Annotated in this window: 24 protein-coding genes; 21 read left to right on the forward strand and 3 right to left on the reverse strand. The window is 69.6% G+C overall.

What is annotated here, in order from left to right:
• Window positions 1-107 precede the first annotated feature (107 nt).
• Window positions 108-608: a hypothetical protein gene (locus E1298_RS32045; RefSeq protein ID WP_131899943.1), complete on the forward strand. Its 501-nt coding sequence runs from the start codon at window positions 108-110 to the stop codon at window positions 606-608.
• A 722-nt stretch (window positions 609-1330) separates the two neighbouring features.
• Here the strand turns inward: E1298_RS32045 and E1298_RS32055 are convergent.
• The 3 genes from E1298_RS32055 to E1298_RS32065 are packed head-to-tail and all read right to left on the reverse strand — an operon-like array spanning window position 1331 to window position 3476.
• The gene (locus tag E1298_RS32055) at window positions 1331-1765 is read right to left on the reverse strand and encodes an NUDIX domain-containing protein (RefSeq protein ID WP_131899945.1); all 435 of its coding nucleotides are present in this window, start codon (window positions 1763-1765) and stop codon (window positions 1331-1333) included.
• A gap of 59 nt (window positions 1766-1824) precedes the next feature.
• Window positions 1825-2634 (reverse strand): protein phosphatase 2C domain-containing protein, encoded by an 810-nt coding sequence (locus E1298_RS32060; RefSeq protein ID WP_131899947.1) that lies wholly within the window; start codon window positions 2632-2634, stop codon window positions 1825-1827.
• The gene (locus E1298_RS32065) at window positions 2631-3476 is read right to left on the reverse strand and encodes a sigma-70 family RNA polymerase sigma factor (RefSeq protein WP_131899949.1); all 846 of its coding nucleotides are present in this window, start codon (window positions 3474-3476) and stop codon (window positions 2631-2633) included. The genes E1298_RS32060 and E1298_RS32065 overlap by 4 nt, the downstream gene beginning before the upstream one ends.
• 899 nt (window positions 3477-4375) lie before the next feature.
• Between E1298_RS32065 and E1298_RS32070 the strand changes: the two genes are divergently transcribed.
• The 20 genes from E1298_RS32070 to E1298_RS32145 form a co-directional block, all read left to right on the forward strand.
• Window positions 4376-5152 (forward strand): ParB/RepB/Spo0J family partition protein, encoded by a 777-nt coding sequence (locus E1298_RS32070; protein WP_131899951.1) that lies wholly within the window; start codon window positions 4376-4378, stop codon window positions 5150-5152.
• A complete protein-coding gene (locus E1298_RS32075) occupies window positions 5152-6159 on the forward strand; it encodes a hypothetical protein (protein ID WP_131899953.1) in 1008 nt (335 codons plus the stop codon). The genes E1298_RS32070 and E1298_RS32075 overlap by 1 nt, the downstream gene beginning before the upstream one ends.
• Window positions 6159-6515, forward strand: a complete 357-nt coding sequence (locus tag E1298_RS32080) for a hypothetical protein (protein WP_131899955.1) — start codon at window positions 6159-6161, stop codon at window positions 6513-6515. Before E1298_RS32075 ends, E1298_RS32080 begins: the two co-directional genes overlap by 1 nt.
• Window positions 6516-6547: 32 nt before the next feature.
• Window positions 6548-6712, forward strand: coding sequence for a hypothetical protein (locus E1298_RS48600; protein WP_165975783.1), 165 nt, complete (start codon window positions 6548-6550; stop codon window positions 6710-6712).
• Between the two features lie 90 nt (window positions 6713-6802).
• Window positions 6803-6925, forward strand: coding sequence for a hypothetical protein (locus E1298_RS51315; protein WP_279499320.1), 123 nt, complete (start codon window positions 6803-6805; stop codon window positions 6923-6925).
• 2 nt (window positions 6926-6927) lie between these two features.
• Complete coding sequence (locus E1298_RS32085; RefSeq protein WP_131899957.1) at window positions 6928-7233, forward strand: hypothetical protein; 306 nt, start codon at window positions 6928-6930, stop codon at window positions 7231-7233.
• A 39-nt stretch (window positions 7234-7272) separates the two neighbouring features.
• The gene (locus E1298_RS32090) at window positions 7273-7698 is read left to right on the forward strand and encodes a hypothetical protein (RefSeq protein ID WP_131899959.1); all 426 of its coding nucleotides are present in this window, start codon (window positions 7273-7275) and stop codon (window positions 7696-7698) included.
• Window positions 7699-7796: 98 nt separating this feature from the next.
• Entirely contained in the window at window positions 7797-8018 is a 222-nt protein-coding gene (locus tag E1298_RS32095) for a hypothetical protein (protein ID WP_131899961.1), read from the forward strand.
• Window positions 8019-8130: 112 nt separating this feature from the next.
• Window positions 8131-8334, forward strand: a complete 204-nt coding sequence (locus E1298_RS48605; protein WP_165975784.1) for a hypothetical protein — start codon at window positions 8131-8133, stop codon at window positions 8332-8334.
• A 5-nt stretch (window positions 8335-8339) separates the two neighbouring features.
• Window positions 8340-9587, forward strand: a complete 1248-nt coding sequence (locus E1298_RS32100) for a DNA polymerase III subunit beta (protein ID WP_165975785.1) — start codon at window positions 8340-8342, stop codon at window positions 9585-9587.
• 114 nt (window positions 9588-9701) lie between these two features.
• Window positions 9702-10010: a hypothetical protein gene (locus E1298_RS32105; RefSeq protein WP_131899965.1), complete on the forward strand. Its 309-nt coding sequence runs from the start codon at window positions 9702-9704 to the stop codon at window positions 10008-10010.
• Between the two features lie 44 nt (window positions 10011-10054).
• On the forward strand, window positions 10055-10309 hold the full coding sequence (locus tag E1298_RS32110; RefSeq protein ID WP_131899967.1) for a hypothetical protein: 255 nt from the start codon (window positions 10055-10057) through the stop codon (window positions 10307-10309).
• Between the two features lie 99 nt (window positions 10310-10408).
• The gene (locus tag E1298_RS32115; RefSeq protein WP_165975786.1) at window positions 10409-10741 is read left to right on the forward strand and encodes a WhiB family transcriptional regulator; all 333 of its coding nucleotides are present in this window, start codon (window positions 10409-10411) and stop codon (window positions 10739-10741) included.
• Between the two features lie 61 nt (window positions 10742-10802).
• Window positions 10803-11012, forward strand: coding sequence for a hypothetical protein (locus E1298_RS32120; protein WP_131899971.1), 210 nt, complete (start codon window positions 10803-10805; stop codon window positions 11010-11012).
• Window positions 11013-11083: 71 nt separating this feature from the next.
• Entirely contained in the window at window positions 11084-11356 is a 273-nt protein-coding gene (locus E1298_RS32125) for a hypothetical protein (protein ID WP_131899973.1), read from the forward strand.
• Window positions 11340-12566, forward strand: a complete 1227-nt coding sequence (locus E1298_RS32130) for a hypothetical protein (protein ID WP_131899975.1) — start codon at window positions 11340-11342, stop codon at window positions 12564-12566. Before E1298_RS32125 ends, E1298_RS32130 begins: the two co-directional genes overlap by 17 nt.
• A gap of 481 nt (window positions 12567-13047) precedes the next feature.
• Window positions 13048-13206 carry a hypothetical protein gene (locus tag E1298_RS48610; protein WP_165975787.1) on the forward strand — a complete coding sequence of 53 codons (159 nt, stop codon included), beginning with the start codon at window positions 13048-13050 and terminating at the stop codon, window positions 13204-13206.
• A gap of 227 nt (window positions 13207-13433) precedes the next feature.
• Window positions 13434-13703, forward strand: a complete 270-nt coding sequence (locus E1298_RS32135; RefSeq protein ID WP_131899977.1) for a hypothetical protein — start codon at window positions 13434-13436, stop codon at window positions 13701-13703.
• 30 nt (window positions 13704-13733) lie between these two features.
• The gene (locus tag E1298_RS32140) at window positions 13734-14366 is read left to right on the forward strand and encodes a hypothetical protein (RefSeq protein WP_131899979.1); all 633 of its coding nucleotides are present in this window, start codon (window positions 13734-13736) and stop codon (window positions 14364-14366) included.
• Window positions 14363-14880, forward strand: a 518-nt coding sequence (locus tag E1298_RS32145; RefSeq protein ID WP_165975788.1) for a lytic transglycosylase domain-containing protein, incomplete at its 3' end; no start/stop codon positions are given. The genes E1298_RS32140 and E1298_RS32145, both read left to right, overlap by 4 nt.

Here is a 14880-nt window from a genome sequence, read left to right on the forward strand (position 1 = left end):
GCCGCCTCCTCCGCCCGCCCCTCTAGCGGGACCCCTCCCGGAGCTGCGGCAGTACAACTGCCGTGTCAGTACAACTGGCGCCGGCGCCCCCAAACAGGAGGATCGACATGCCGGATGACCACGGCTCCGAGGCGTTCCGCGAGCAGCCCATCGATGACCCGGACCTGCCGGTCAGCCCGCTCCGGCGCCCGAGGCTGTGGGTTTGGACCGTGTCCATCTTGATGTTCATCGCGGGTCTGGTGTTCCTGATGCTGCCGGTCACCGTGGTGTACTACCTCGGCGACCACCACAAGCCGTACGACGTCGAGACCCTCTACGCCAAGAGAAGCGACCAGGTGCTGGTGGGGCAGAAGGATCTGGACGATTCGTCCCCCATTGTGACCAGCGTCCGGCTCGGCTGCGGCACCGCGCTCGACCACGGCAAGGGCGAGGTGAAGCAAGGACCCGACGGCCCGAAGGCATGCGCCATCGCCGAGCGGTCACGGACGATCGCGGGCTGGCTTCTCGCCGCCCTCGGGGGGCTCGGCTTCGGGGCCGGATTCGCCCTCGCTCCCGTGCGTTCGCACGTCGAGAGACTCAAACACTGGGCCGATCAGTCGCGTCACTAGCGATACGCGCCTAGGCGGTACGGCCGCCTCCTGGCGTGCGTACGGCAGCCGTACGGTGAACGCCGCGCCCTGGCCGGGTTCGCCCACCGCTGAGACTCGGCCGCCGTGGCTCTCCACCACCTCGCGGACCAGCGCGAGGCCGAGGTCGAAACGGCGGCCGGGGTGGCGTCCAGGGCGCGGACGAGCACGTACATCATCAACTGCAGCGCGGTGCGGGCGTAGATGCCCTCCTCTTCGCGGGCCTGCAGGATCAGGGCCTCGGCGGCGCCGCTGGCTGCCTCTCACACCTGGTCGAGATCGCGCGGCACCGGGCCGGGGACCCGTCTAGGGGCGGTCACGACGTCTCCGGCCGGATACGGCGGGCAAGCGCCTCGGCGCCGAGCTCGGCGTCGCTCTTGGCCAGCCTCCGCAACCTGATCCGCCGACGCCGTTCCTGGTCCTGGCCTGCCCGCAGACCGACATCGCCACCGCCGACGCGCCCACAACGGCCGCGTACCGCGTCACGTCATGCCTCATCGCGACACCGTGAACGCCGCTTTCGTTGGCATCTTCAGCGCCGCGCAACAGCCGCCTACCGGGCGTGGGCCGCCGGGTAGCGCCGGGCTGGTGCCCGCGAGCCCGGCAGCGTCCTCGGGATGGCCGTCGACCAGCACGCCGAAGAGCTCCCGCGCCAGGGAGACCACACCTCGGCGCATGTTCTTGTAGGCAGGCAAAGGAACGAGCTACAACAGCGAGGTTCCGTCGTGGATGCGCAGGAACGGGCTGTCGCTCCTCAACGCGTCCGCCACACGGACGGCTCGGGCTTCGGGCATCGCCTCCGCTGCTTTAGACGGCAGAAGCCAAGCAACCTCTGTTGCTTCATCAGACAGGTCGGGCTCCCCGCTGACCGGCCGGCAGCGAATGGCCAGGGAGACCACGCCCTGCTTCATGTTCTTGTAGACGCCAGTCAGCCGCTCAGGCTCGACCTTCACGCCGGTTTCCTCGAACACCTCGCGGACAACGCCCTCGAACGGTGTCTCGTCCAGTTCCAGGACACCGCCAGGCGGCACCCAACGGCCGTCGTCGGCGCGCTTGATGGCAAGGATGCGTCCGTCGTCTCGGACCACGATCCCTGAGACGCTGACCGAGTGGCGAGGGAGGTCCTCATCCGGCTTCATTCGTCGGCCGTCCATTCGTAGGTCAGTTTCCACAGCGAACGCATGGTCAGAGTCGGCGCTCAGAATTCGATTAGGGCGATGGTCGCGTCATCGTGGCGCTTCGAGCGTGCCCATCTGGTCCGGTCAGGGTCGGTGTTCTCAACGTCACGCACATGATCCAGCCAACTTCGCATCCCCCGGTGGATGAGGCGATCGAAGCACTCCTCCCACGTCGTCACGCCGAACGGTTCAACTGGGCGTGCACCCCCGTCTGAGAGAAGGAGCGCGTGCGTGAGATCGTGGACGGGCGTCGTCCCGGTGAGGGCATGTTCTGCTGCGGCTGGCTCGCCCGCCGCGACCCAGTAGCCGTCAGGATGGTTCCTTAGACGACGTTCTTCCGCCACCAGGGCTGCCCAGAGCCCATGGTCGCCCGTGTTGGCCTGGCGAAGCGAATTGCGCTGCTGGACGGCACTCTGTTTCAGTCGCTGATCGGTAAACGCCTTGAAGCCTTCGCCGTCTCGCAGCACCACGAAGGAGTCACCGAGAACAAGCCAATCCACCTGCCTTGATGCGGTTGTTCGGACCGCGACCACGGTCGCCGACGGCGATTGGGGATGCATGGGATCGCAGGTGTCGGCATGGGCCGCAGACGTCGCCGCGATGGCCCTCCGGAGCGCATGGGTCAGGCTCTCGTCGGTGTTCCGGGCCTCGTCCATGAATCGCGCCGCCAGAAACCGGACGAACCACGGGAGTCCGTGCTTGCAGCCGATATCCGACTCCGGGGGGAGACCGGATCCGTCCAAGAGCACGACCATGTCCGGCGCAGCAGCAACATAGTCCTCGTTGACCGCCTTCGGTGCCTTGCCCGCGGTGGCGAAAGAAACGTTCACCGTTTCCCCTCCCCCTCGTGACGTTGAGGCGACGTGAGCACGTGTGAAGAATGGATCTCTTCGGTCGCTTGGTCGTGGTCAGAGGTGATCACCATTGAGAACAAGTCAGTACCCACTTGGTCATAAAGCTCCGCGAGATGACCATTCAGGTAGTGGGCCGCGCCGAGAGATCCGATCGCATGGACACCGGCGATGTAGAGGAACGAGCCCTGCCCATCGGGCCGCGGAAGACGTCCGAGGTAGGCGATGTCGGTCTCCCGAGGATCGTTGGGATCGTCGGATGGCGAGGTGTGTGCCGTCGAGGTCGCTCGCTCGGTTATTGCCCATCGCCCGTCGGTCAGCTCACTGAAATTCAGCACCGGGTCCCCGCGAAGCGTTTCTGCGGTCACCGGCGACGACTTCGGTCCGCAGATCACGACCAGGCCGTCTCGGTTGAGGTCGATCTCGCCGGTCAGCGGGATGTATTCGAGGTCGCCACTGAGTCCGAGCGCGTTCGCAAGTCCAAGGACGGTCTGACCTGCGGCCGCGTCGGCGCGCGCGACGAGTCGTCGTCCCCCAGGCCGTTCCGGCACCGCCACGCTGATCTTGCCCGTGCCGAGGAAGGCGCGTTCGGGAGGCGGCCCGACGTCCTTGAGTTGTGCGACGCGCGCACGGCTGATGCCCATGAGCCGTGCCACATCCGCCATGGACAGGCCTCGCTCCCGGAGCGCCTGGATGCTCTCGCGGCGCATCCGCGAGGTCTCTTTCACGGCATCCTGGAGCTCAGCCATGAGCCGTGCGGCCTCGCGCAAACGAAGCTTGTGATCTTCGATCTGCGCAAGCCGTCGGACCTCCTCGATCACACAGTCTCCTTACCTGGACGCCCACAGCTCCCTATCTCCACAAGGTTAGCGCTAAGGGGGGCTTGACAGTCCGAGGGGCTCAGTGGCACCGTCCTGCTAAGCCCCCCTTAACACCCTCAGGAGTTGAGGGAGGACGTCCCTGGACCTCCAGGGCAGCGCTTCTTGATAACCCCCATACCGCGCTGGTGATCAGGGTCAACGGTTCCCGTGTCCGGGCCGATGCTCCTCCAAGTCCCCGGATGTCCCTGGTCAGGGCAGTGCGACTGATTCGAACAGCGACTTGTGCTGTCCGTGCGCCACGGGCGGGACCCTGCTGATGGCCGGGTGATCGTCCGTGGTGGGCGGAGAAGGCAAGTTCGTGCTGGTGGTTCTGACATGTGGGAGGTCTGGTGACCAGACACAACGGGCGCCCGCCGATCCTGGCAAGTTCACTGAACCCCGATTGGCTGTCGTTGGTTCCCGGTCAGCGTCCGCGGGTTCGGTGCGATGACTGCGGCCGGCTGCGGCTGTGGCGGCGGGGGATGCTGGTGGCACATAGCCGGGAGCCGTTGATCGGTCCGGAAGAGCGCTTCCGGACCGCCCGGCCCCGCCCCTTAGACGTGGCGCTCCGACCGGTTCGGTGTCCGGGGAGTGGGCAGCGCGTCCGGCTGGACGTCTCGGCCGCCCGCTGGCATGCCTCGCTGCGGGAAGCGGCCGCATTGGCGTCCCGCCGCGCTATGGCGGCCCGTCGACCGTTCTCGGGCCGCTCTGCTCCGCCCCTGTCCGAGCAGCCGTAGGCGCTGGCGCCTGGGCGCCTCGGCGCATCCCCTCCCCAGTGCCCCGGCCAGGGCCTCCTTCCCCAGGGTCCTGGCCGGGGCGCTGCCGTGTTCGGTGAGCCCCTTCCGTACAAGGAGAGCCTGATGGGCAGTAACGCCTACCTGGATATGTCCCTGATCCACCCGCACCCAGCGAACATCCGTGAGGAGCTGGGCGACCTGAGCGAGTTGGTCGATTCGGTTCGCGCGCACGGGGTGGTGCAGCCGCTGGTGGTGCGCCCGCACCCGCGCCGCCAGGGTGCGTTCGAGCTTCTGGCCGGGCACCGCCGCTACGCCGCCGCCCGCCAGGCCGGTTGTGACCGGGTACCGGTCACGGTTCGGCACGGTGTGGACGACGGACAGGCGCTGGAGTTGATGCTGGTGGAGAACTGCCAGCGCCGCGAGCTCAACGCCATGGAGAAGGCGGAGGCGATGGGCGCGCTGATCAACCGCGACTACACAGCGGCCGACATCGCCCGCACGACCGGGCTGTCGTCTTCCACGGTGTCGTACTACGTGGCGCTGCTGGAGCTGGACGACGCGTCCCGCGACAAGGTCCGCTCCGGGCTGGTCACCGCGACCGACGCGGTCGCCGCGGTGCGCCGCACTCGCAAGCGGGCCCGCGCCAAGTCCGGCTCGTCCGCCGAGTTCGCGTGGGAGCCGGACCACCTGACCGGCACGCACATGCTGGCGCGCAAGGCCCGCAGGCTGTGCGACGCCCGCGAGCACACGATGCGGCGGCGGATCGGGAAGACCGCGTGCGGGCAGTGCTGGGAATCAACGATCCGCGCCGATGAGCGGGTCGTGGTCGGTGTGATCGCCGACGAGCTGGCCAGCGATCTGGAGAGCACTGGCACGACGCCGGTGAGGACGGGCCGGTAATGGGCGCCGGTGACTACCGGGCGCCGCTGGACGGCGTCACCCGGTACACCAGCTGGGAGAAGGTGCCCGGCGACTGGCACACCCGCACCCAACTCGGCCGGATGGATCCTCCGCGCAAGCCCGCGCCCGGTGCCGTGCCGCGCGGCCAGGTGCTGTATCACGGCAACAGTTACGCGCCGCTGTACGCGCTGGACGACACCGTTGCCAAACGCCCGGTCTCGGACGCCCAGCGGGCTGCCTTGGACCAGGCTCGGGAGCTGCGGCGGGTGTGCCGCCTGTGCGGTGGCTGCGATCTGGACGAGTACGGCGACCCGGTGCCGCTGGGCAGGGGCCGCGTGTGCACCCGGTGCTGGGTTGTGCAGGGCGCCTACCGCGAGCATCTGGAGGCCCGTGATGCAGCCCGGCGGCTGCACGAGCGGATGGCGGCCGGGACGGCCGTTGTGCTGGCCGTAGATGCCGCATCTGTCCGGGACGTCGCCGACCTGACGCGCATTCACCGGGTGGTCATGGTGGGCCGCGGCCTGCATGTGGACGTGCCGGTGGCGGCCCCGGGTGACGGGGCTCCTGCCGCCGGTGCGCTCGCTCCAGTGGAGGCGTTCGCCGAGATCACCCGGCGTCTGCAGGACAGCCCGGACATATGGCCCGACGGCCTGGCGATCATCTGCTGGGCCGACGCCGACCGCGTCCGGCGGCGCCTGACGAACCTGCTGCGAGAGGCCGCCCCCGCGACGGCGCCGCCCGTCTGGCTGGCCGACAGCTCGTGGTACGAGCTGTGCGCGTACTACGTCCACTGGTTCGCCGAGCCCGACGCCGCGATCGTTGGATACCGCCCGGACTGGCGCGCGTCCCCCACCGGCATGCACGGCGCCGCCGGCCAGAGGGCCCGGGCCGCCGAAGCCGCGCTGGAGGCCATCGTCACCGACCACCCCGGCGCGGTCTCGCCACGCGCCCCGTGGGTCACCCATCCGGCCGCGCTGGCTGACACAGATACTCAGGAGGCGCCGTAATGACGCGGATCAGCGTGACGTTCGAGATCGACGACAGCGAGCTGCGTTCCTGCAGCGATTCCCGTCTGGTCACGCTGTGGCATGTGGCCCAGGCGAACCCGGCGCCGCACGGCGACAAGCGCGCCGGCGACGTCGTTGAGCACATCGGTCGGGAGATCATCCGCCGGTGGCTCGGCCACGTCGAGCCGGAGCTGTGGCACCACCAGGGCTGCCACTACTACTGGTCCCGCCTGGGTCGCTTCGCCCGCTACGAGCCGGGCGGCCCGACCGGCACACCCGAATGGGACGACGGCACCTGGGTCGCCAAAGCCGACGCCGACACCAGTCCCTGCGACGAGACGGGAGGCGCTCGGTGAGGGCCCCACGGCCTCGGCTAGTCAAGGTGCGCTTGTCCGGCGAGGCCGCCGATGTGGCGGCGCTGGCCGACCTGCTGGCCGATCTGCCCGGCGACCGGTGCGCGGTTGGTGAAGTCTCGGTCCCCTACCCCAACCGGCGTGACAGCGGCGTGCGCCGCTACCTCGACGTAATAGTGACCGGCCCGCCCGAAAGCTAGGGCTTTGCAGAGTTCCCCGAGCCCCGGGACGCCCCCACCTCCAAGCAGTGGCGTCCCGGGCCACCTCCCAACAGGAAGGAAGTTCAAACGATGGCCGACAACCCCACCCAGGGCAAGTCCTCGACGTGGCCCAACGGCGAGCCCAAGAGCGTCCGCAACGCTGAGCGCGGCAAGAGCGTCCGGGATACCTACGAGGCCGGGAAGAAGAAGTAGGCGTGATCATCCCGCTGCGGTTCCCGGACGGGAAGCTGGACTACTCCCGCTTGGGCGAATGGTTCGCGCTGTGCGACGTGTGCTGCGCGCGGACCTTGCTCAGCCGTGTGGACGACTGGTTGATCCCGCGCACCACCGGCGGCCGCGTCTATTGCCCGCGTTGCGCCTGCCGCACCGCCGAGCAGCTGCTCGCCGAGGCGTCCCCGGCCGGCCCGCGGCGGCGCGCCCGCGTCGCCGTCGCCTGGTTGTGGACGGCGCTGCGTCTCCGAGTGCACCGCCTCACCTATCGGCCACGTCACGGCCGCTGACCAGCCTTGTTCCGGCCCACCTGGAAGGGACGATCACAGATGATTGAGATCAGGGCGGACGAGCACGACCGGCCGATCACCGCCGACGGCCCGCACAACAACGAGCGGACCCGCGCGGTCGCGGCTGGGATCGACACCGCGTTCCGGCTGCTCAACTACGCCACCATGAGTACGAACGGGCTGACCTACCCCAGCGACGTGTACAGCGTGCTGGGCGAGCTGTCGGCCGCCGTTTCCAAGCTGCCGCAGGCGCTGCGGCAGATGGCCGAGTTCATCGACGGCCAGGTGACCAGTGGCCGGGCCCGTGAGCACCCAGATTACGGCCGATACGGCGGCGACGCCGAGGCCGCCGCCCGGGCGCTGGCGAGCGTGACGCGGGAGGCGTCCGCCGCCGCGACCCGACTGGGCCGCCTGCTCGGCGAGGCCCAATCGACCGTTCGCGGCCTGGAGGCGGCCGACGGCTGAACACCCGAACCAATCACCGCGCGGGGACCGCCGGGGCAAGGATGCCTCGCCGGTCCCCGCGCCGCATTCCGCCCTCTTGCGTGACGAGGTGATCCCCGGTGCTCACCAGCACCCCCGGCGCCGCCGCGATCGTTCCGCCCGCCCGGCGGGGCCTGTCGCCGTGGCCGGCCCGGCACTGCCCGAACTGCGAAACCCCGCTGGACGGCGGCCCGGTGCAGTTCCGCTGCCCGGCCTGCCAGCGCGGCGTGCACGCCGCCGACATCGACCACGAACACCGCCCAGCGCCCGCCCCTACCACCCAGCCCGAGCACGGCCACTGACAGAGACCACCACCAGCCGGCGACTGCCCCCGGGCAGTCCATGGCCCGGAAGGACCTGATCCCGTTGAAGACCCGCCCCGCACTACCAGCGCGCCCTCCCCGCACGGCCGCGGTGCCGATGCACCCCCGCGCCTTCGCGGCCCTGGCCGACGACGTCGCCGCCGTGTTCGAGCGGCACCGCGTGCCGGTGTGGCTGGACGACGCCCGGCAGGCCCTGGAAGCGGCCCTGTGGGGGTTCGTGCACCCCGACCTGGGCGGTACCGCCGCCGACCCCTACCGCGACCTTCACGGCTGCCACGACGACGAGGGGGAGTGACCGGCGTGAAGTTCGTGATCGACACCGCCGTGTTCGCCGACGCGGTCGGCTGGGCCGCGCGGTTCCTGCCCGCGCGGCCGCCTGTCCCGGTCCTGGCCGGGATCCGGCTGCGCGCCGGCGAGGGCCGTCTCACCGTCACTACCTTCGACTACGAGGTGTGCGCCCACGCCGAGACCGGCGCCGACGTTGGCCAGGACGGCACCGTGCTGGTCTCGGGCCGGTTGCTCGCCGAGATCGCGCGGCGGCTGACCGCGGGCTCTTGCGAGGTCAATTGCGAGGGCGCCACGGTGTGGCTGCGCGCCGGGCGCGCCGCCTTCAGCCTGCTCACCATGCCGGTGGAGGACTACCCCAGCCCGCCGCCCGCGCCGCCGGTGATCGGGCGGATCGACGCTGCCGCGCTCTCCCAGGTGATCGGGCAGACCGTGGTCGCCGCCAGCCATGACGCCACCGTCCCGGCGCTGTGCTCGATCCGCATCGACCTGCGGCCTGACGGCCCGCCGGTGCTGTCCGCCACCGACCGGTACCGCGTCGCGCTGGGCGTCGTCCCCGGCTGGCAACCCACCATCACCGAACCCGACGACACCGCCGACCACCACGACGCCGACGGGTCCAGCAGTGGCACTGCCACCGCAACAGTGGCCGGGCCGGTGTTCGTGTACTGGTCGACCATGGCCGAGATCGCCAAGACCATGACCGGCGACGCCCACCTCACTCTGGGGCTGACACTCAACGACGACGGGCAGCCGCAGCTGCTGAGCGTCCAGGGAGCCGGCCGGACCTTGATCACCCGGACGCTGGACGGCGCCGCGCTCGACTACGCCACGCTGCTGGACAAGCCGCGGCCGCACCGTGTGCGGCTCGACACGACCGCGTTCCTGACCGCCGTCCGCAACGTCGCGGTCGTCGCCGAACGCAACACCCCCGTCCACCTGAGCTTCACCACTGCCACAGACCAGGACGACGGTGAGGCGGCGGGAGAGATGACGCTGCAGGCCGGGCACGGCGACGAAGCCACCGGCCGCGACACCCTGCCCGCCCACATCCACAGCAACACCGGCAGCGTCCCACCCGGCATCGCCTTCAACCCCGACTTCCTGGCCGCCGCGCTGGGAGCCCTGGGTCCCGGCACCACCACCTACGTGTCGTTCGCCGACAACACCGCCGTGGCGGCCCTGCTATGCAGCGCTCCGCCCGACAACCCCGCCGAGCTGGGCTATCGGCATTACCTGATGCGGATCCGCGCCACCAGCTGACGGCCGCCGTCCCAGCCTCTTCCTCGCCTCTGCCCCGGTCGGCCCACTCCGCGGCCGCCGAGGCAGCCCGCGTGAAACAGGCGCACCGTTCAACCCGTCCAGGAAGGACTACCGATGACATCGGACTACCACGGAAAGATCACCAACGTCGTCCGCGACGCGACCGAGGCGTTGCACGACGGCGACACTGGCATCCTCAGCATCCTGCGGACACCGACGTTCAACATCGTCGGCCGCGACAGTTGCCACGCCGAGTACGTCACCGTGGACGGCGAATACGGGCAAGTGTGCACCCCGCTGCGGGACCACCGCCGGTTCTACGTCCGCGGCCCCCACGCCGTCCCGACCGACGCCGCCGACAGCATCCGGTTCCACCCCACGATCGAGTCCGCGCTGTCGGAGGCGATAGGGCGGATCTCGTGAACGCCTCCGCCGTCCCTGCCGGCCCCGTTCACGCCCAGGTAGCCATGCACTTCCTCAGCGCGGGCAACAGTCCCGCCGACAAGGAGATCGCTGTGGACGGCCGCTGGTTCACCAACCTCGGCCCGGTCTACGACGGCCACCACGCCAAGATCCGCGACTGGCACCTCTTCCTTCACGACGGCTATTGGTACATCGGCCAGGTCGCCGAAATCCGCGACCACGGCCACCAGGTCCGATTCATAGGAGACCGGCGGTGGATGCCGGTCAGCGGGATGGCAGCACTCCAGACGCCCCAGTGATGCCGCTGCAGACACGAAAGCCGCCTCCCTGCAAGCCCGCCCCGCCCATCAAACGCCGGACTCGACCCGGCCATGCCCCTCCCGACTAGGAGATACGCCATGCCTGCGCCTCGCCACCGCCGCATCCGCGCGCGCCAGCCGTGGGACGACCCCGGACGCGTGAACCTGCGCCTCGAAGTTCCCGCCTGGACCAAGGACGCGCTGTGCGCCGAACTCGGTGTCGAGGTGTTCTTCAGCGAGGGCGGCACAGGTGACCACATCACCCAGCTCGCGAAGCAGGCATGCACGGCCTGCACTGTCCGCACCGAGTGCCTGGAGTGGGCGTTGACGTTCGAGCAGTCGCAGGACCGCTACGGCGTGTTCGGTGGCGCCGGCCCGAGGGAACGTGCCGCCCTCCGCAGTGAGCGCGAGCGGCCGTGGGCGGTCGCATGAACGTCTCCACCCACAACGGGTCCTTCGACCTGGACGCGCTGCACGGAATGAGGTCGATGCCATGACCGAGTACTTCGCGATCATCACGATCAGTACGCCGACCAACAACGCTACTGGTGCCCTGCAGGGCACGTTCACGTGCACCATGCGGGTCGGCGCGGGCACCACGCGGTCCGCAGTCTACGAGCACGTCCTCAAGATGATGCCCCGCCAATTCCAGGGCGGGAACGTCATGTTCTTCAGCGCCGAGCCGAACCGCACCCCGCACTGAGATCAGCCGGACAGGTTCCTTCCCTTGGCTCTTCGTTCTGGGCCGGGAACCCTTTCCCCACGGAGACGACCATGACCATCAATTCCGCGTTCACCGCCGCCGATCTGGACCTGATCGTGCGGGCGCTGAATGCGCGGGCCGACATCTACGCCCGGGTGGCGGGGAGGGCGGTCACGGTGCCCGACTACGAGATCGCGGCTCGGGCCGCACACCGTTATCGCACCCTGGCCAATCGGGTCTGCGCAGCCCGCAACGCACCCCGCAAGGCAGCCCGCACCGCGCAACCCTGCACCCCCCGATTCTTCGTGGAAGGAGCAGCGGACCCCGATGGACAGCATGGATGAGACGGCCGACCGGCCGACCAGTCCCGGCGATGACGGCCCTGGTGATGAGGCCCGGCAGGGAGGCTCCGGCCGCGAGCCGGCCGGGCTGCCCGGTGTTGGGCGGATCACCCTGGGCAAGGGCGGTGAGCGGGCCTGTAAGGCGGTTCTGGTGGTGGTGGGCGCCCTGTACGCGATGCTCATGTGGGTGTCGTATGCCAACGCCAAGACCGCCCTGCTGAAGGCCGGGGAACCTGAGCATCTCGCCGAGCTGCTGCCGCTGGGCTTCGACGTCGCCGGCACAGTGCTGGTGGCACTGTCACTAGTGCTGGCGGTCAAGGAGTCCCGCGGCCAACTGGTCACCCGCGTCTATGGGGTCGTGCTGGTGGCCACCAGCGCCGGGATCGGCGCCTGGTACGGGCACGCGATCGGCGGCGGCTGGTTCAGCTGGTTCGTGGCCGCGCATGCGCTGATGGCGGTCACGCTGGCGGTGTTCGCCGAGAGCGTGGCCTGGCTGCTGCGGGCGCGGATCGATGCCGCCATCGGCGTGGAACGCGTCCCGATGGTGTTGTGCGTGACCAATCCGGGCGCGTGGCATGAGGCGAACCTGTACCGGCTGCGGCACCGCTCCCCCGTTTCGTCCGCCCTGGTGCTGCGGAACGAGAAGATCAAGGCGGTTTCCCGGGTGGTGGAAGCAGCCCAAGAGGATGCCGGGTACAAAGGCGCCAGAGCCAAAAAGGTGCGGGCGGCGATCATGCGGGCCTGCCGGGACGGCACCCTGCCCGTCGAGGCGATCGACCGAGCCTGCGAAACCGGCCTGGACGAGACGGCTTCCCGCCGCCTTCTGGTGGACGCCGCTAAGGCGATGATGGCCAGCACCGCGATCGATGCCATTTCCGGGACCGACCCCTTGGCCGAACTGCTCGGCAGCCACGACCAGAAAGCGGCGGGAAAGCTTCCGGAAAGCACCGCGCTGGATGTGACCTGGGGCGATGCCAGTTCCGGGAAAGATCCGGGAAAGATCACAGAAACCTCAGGAAAGATTCTAGAACGTGGTCACAACGTCAGCGACGAGCGGATGTCGAGCATCGTCGCTGAGGTCGAGCAAGCCTCCGGAAAACCCATGAAAGTTTCTGAGATCGCGTACGCGCTGAGCATCAGCACTGCCAGAGCGGCGACCATTCGGAAAATCACGCCGAAAGCCATCGAGAACGGCACCGGACGACACCGGTAATCCCTCGCCAAGCGACCGCGGGCATGGAACCGGGGAAACGCGAGCCTGCCACCTTCCCCCAATCCATCTGGAGCCCTATGGAGAAGACCAAGACCAAACCCGTCCGCGGCCAGGATCTCCGCCAAGGTGACGTTCTCGCCTCCGGTGATGAGGTCACCGACGCCCACCACGACCCGGAAGGCACCTGAATCGAGACGTTCCGGGGAAACTTCGGCTACGCCGACGGGCAGACCTGGCGGGTTCAACTCCCCAGACCGCCACGCTGATCACCCGGCAGCGCCTAAACCGGCGACGAGCGCCTAATACGCCCGGCGTCAAGGCGCTGCATCCGCTGACCAAGCCGACTAGAAGGCCCGGGGCCACCCGGCCTTGATTCGTGTCCCGGAAATGACCGGGCGGGGTGTTCGAGCCCGCCCGGTCATTTCGTGCTGCACAAAAAGCGAAGTTCTCTGTTCCATCAACCCGAAAAGGGGATCTTGTGATGTTCAAGCTGCTCTGGCTGCCGGTGTTCTGGTTCGTCGCCGCCATCATCGCCTACGAGTGGAACCTCAACGGCGTCTTCCTGGTCGCCGCGCTGGCCGTCGGCACCGCCGCCGCGCTGTGGGCGACCTCCGGCGACAGCAAGGAAAGCGGCAAGTAGTGGCGGCCGAGCCACACACCGTGCAGGGGGCGGGCCGGGCCGCGGAACCTGCGGACGGCCCGCCCCCGCCCGCCGCGGACGCCCCGCCCGCCGTGGACGCTCGGCATCGCGCCGGTGACACCCGACGCGTGCCCACCGGTGGCGCGCCGGATGTGCCTGGGTGCGGTGATGCCGAGGCGGCCGCGGAGGTTGCCGGTGGCCGGATCGGGAGGTTGTGCTCCTGGCTGGTGGGCGGTGTTTATCCGCCCGACCTCTGGGGGGAGCGGCCCGGGTTGGCCAAGCTGGCCGCCTACGCCCGGCACGGCGGCGGCGCGCCCACCGACGGGCCGTTGCGCACCGGTCAGATCTGGTGGTTCCGGCTGGTGTGCCTGCCGATCACCGCGTGGGCCTATTGGAAGGCGTGGGCGCTGGAGCGCCCCTTCCGCGGCGTACCGGTCCTGATCGTCCAGACCTGGTGGTGGCTGCTCAACATGGCTGTCTTCTTGCACCTGCTGTGAAAACACCCAGAACAGAAAGGAGTCGATCACATGGATGCTGTTGCCGATCTGGTGGCCGGGCTCGGCGGGGTGGATCTGGCGGGCATCGTGCTCAACCTGGTGTTCCTGACCATTCCCGGGCTGGCGTTGGCCAAGGGCCTGAAGCGGTTCCGCACCCCCGGCCAGGACCCCGGCGAGATAGGGGAGGGTGGGCGCGGCGGCCAGGTGAAGGCGCGCTTGCAGCGGGCGGGTGGGCAGGTCGCCTCGTTCGTCACCATCGTGGCGGTGCTGACGGCCGGGCTCGGCCTGGTTCCGCTGGCCCGGGCGGGCTACGAGCTGGTCGCCGGTGTGGATGAGGCGGCCCCTGCGGTGGTCGGCGTCATCGTGGTGGCGGTGCTGCTGGTCAAGGGATTGGTGATGGCCCGCGACCTGATGGACGGCAAGGTCGATCGGCCGCTTCTGTGGCTGGCGCCGGTGCCGCTGCTGGCGCTGCTGGTGTGGGTCGCGCCGGTGGTTGCCGACCAGATCACCGATCAGGCCGGGCAGACCGTCCGGATGGTCGTGGACCAGGCCGAGGCGGACGTGCAGGATCGCGACGCCGAGCAACCTTCCCAGAACAAGCCCGGCAAGCCCGGCCGGGACGACGAGCCGCGCGGCGCGGACACCGGTGAGAAGGGCCGATGAGCAGGGTCGCCGCCGCCGCCGCGGTGGCGGGCGCGCTCGGCGTGGCCTGCATCAACCCCGGCGTGTTCGGTGATGTCCCGATGCTGGGCGAGCTGGTCACCGCCGTTGCCGCCTTCACCGATGCCTACGGTGCCGGTGAAGGCGGCAGCCGCGGCGGCAAGCCGGGCACAGGCGGCCCTGGGGCGGGCGGCGGCGATGAACCGGACGGCGCCGACGGTGGCGGCGGCGCCGGTATCCCGGCGGCCTACCGCTCCTTGTACAAGCGGGCCGCCGCCGGCTCATGCGTGGACTGGCAGGTGCTGGCCGCGATCGGCTACGTCGAATCACGGCACGGAGCCAACACCGGCCCCAGCTCGGCAGGCGCGCTGGGGCCGATGCAGTTCATGCCGGCCACCTGGCGTTCCTACGGCCGCGACGGCGACCGCGACGGACGCAAGGACGTCCACGACCCCGCCGACGCCGTCCCGGCCGCCGCCGCCTACCTGTGCGACCACGGCGCCGCGACCAACCTGCG

It is taken from the genome of Actinomadura rubrisoli (assembly GCF_004349215.1).
In the GTDB taxonomy this organism is placed as follows: Bacteria; Actinomycetota; Actinomycetes; order Streptosporangiales; family Streptosporangiaceae; genus Spirillospora; species Spirillospora rubrisoli.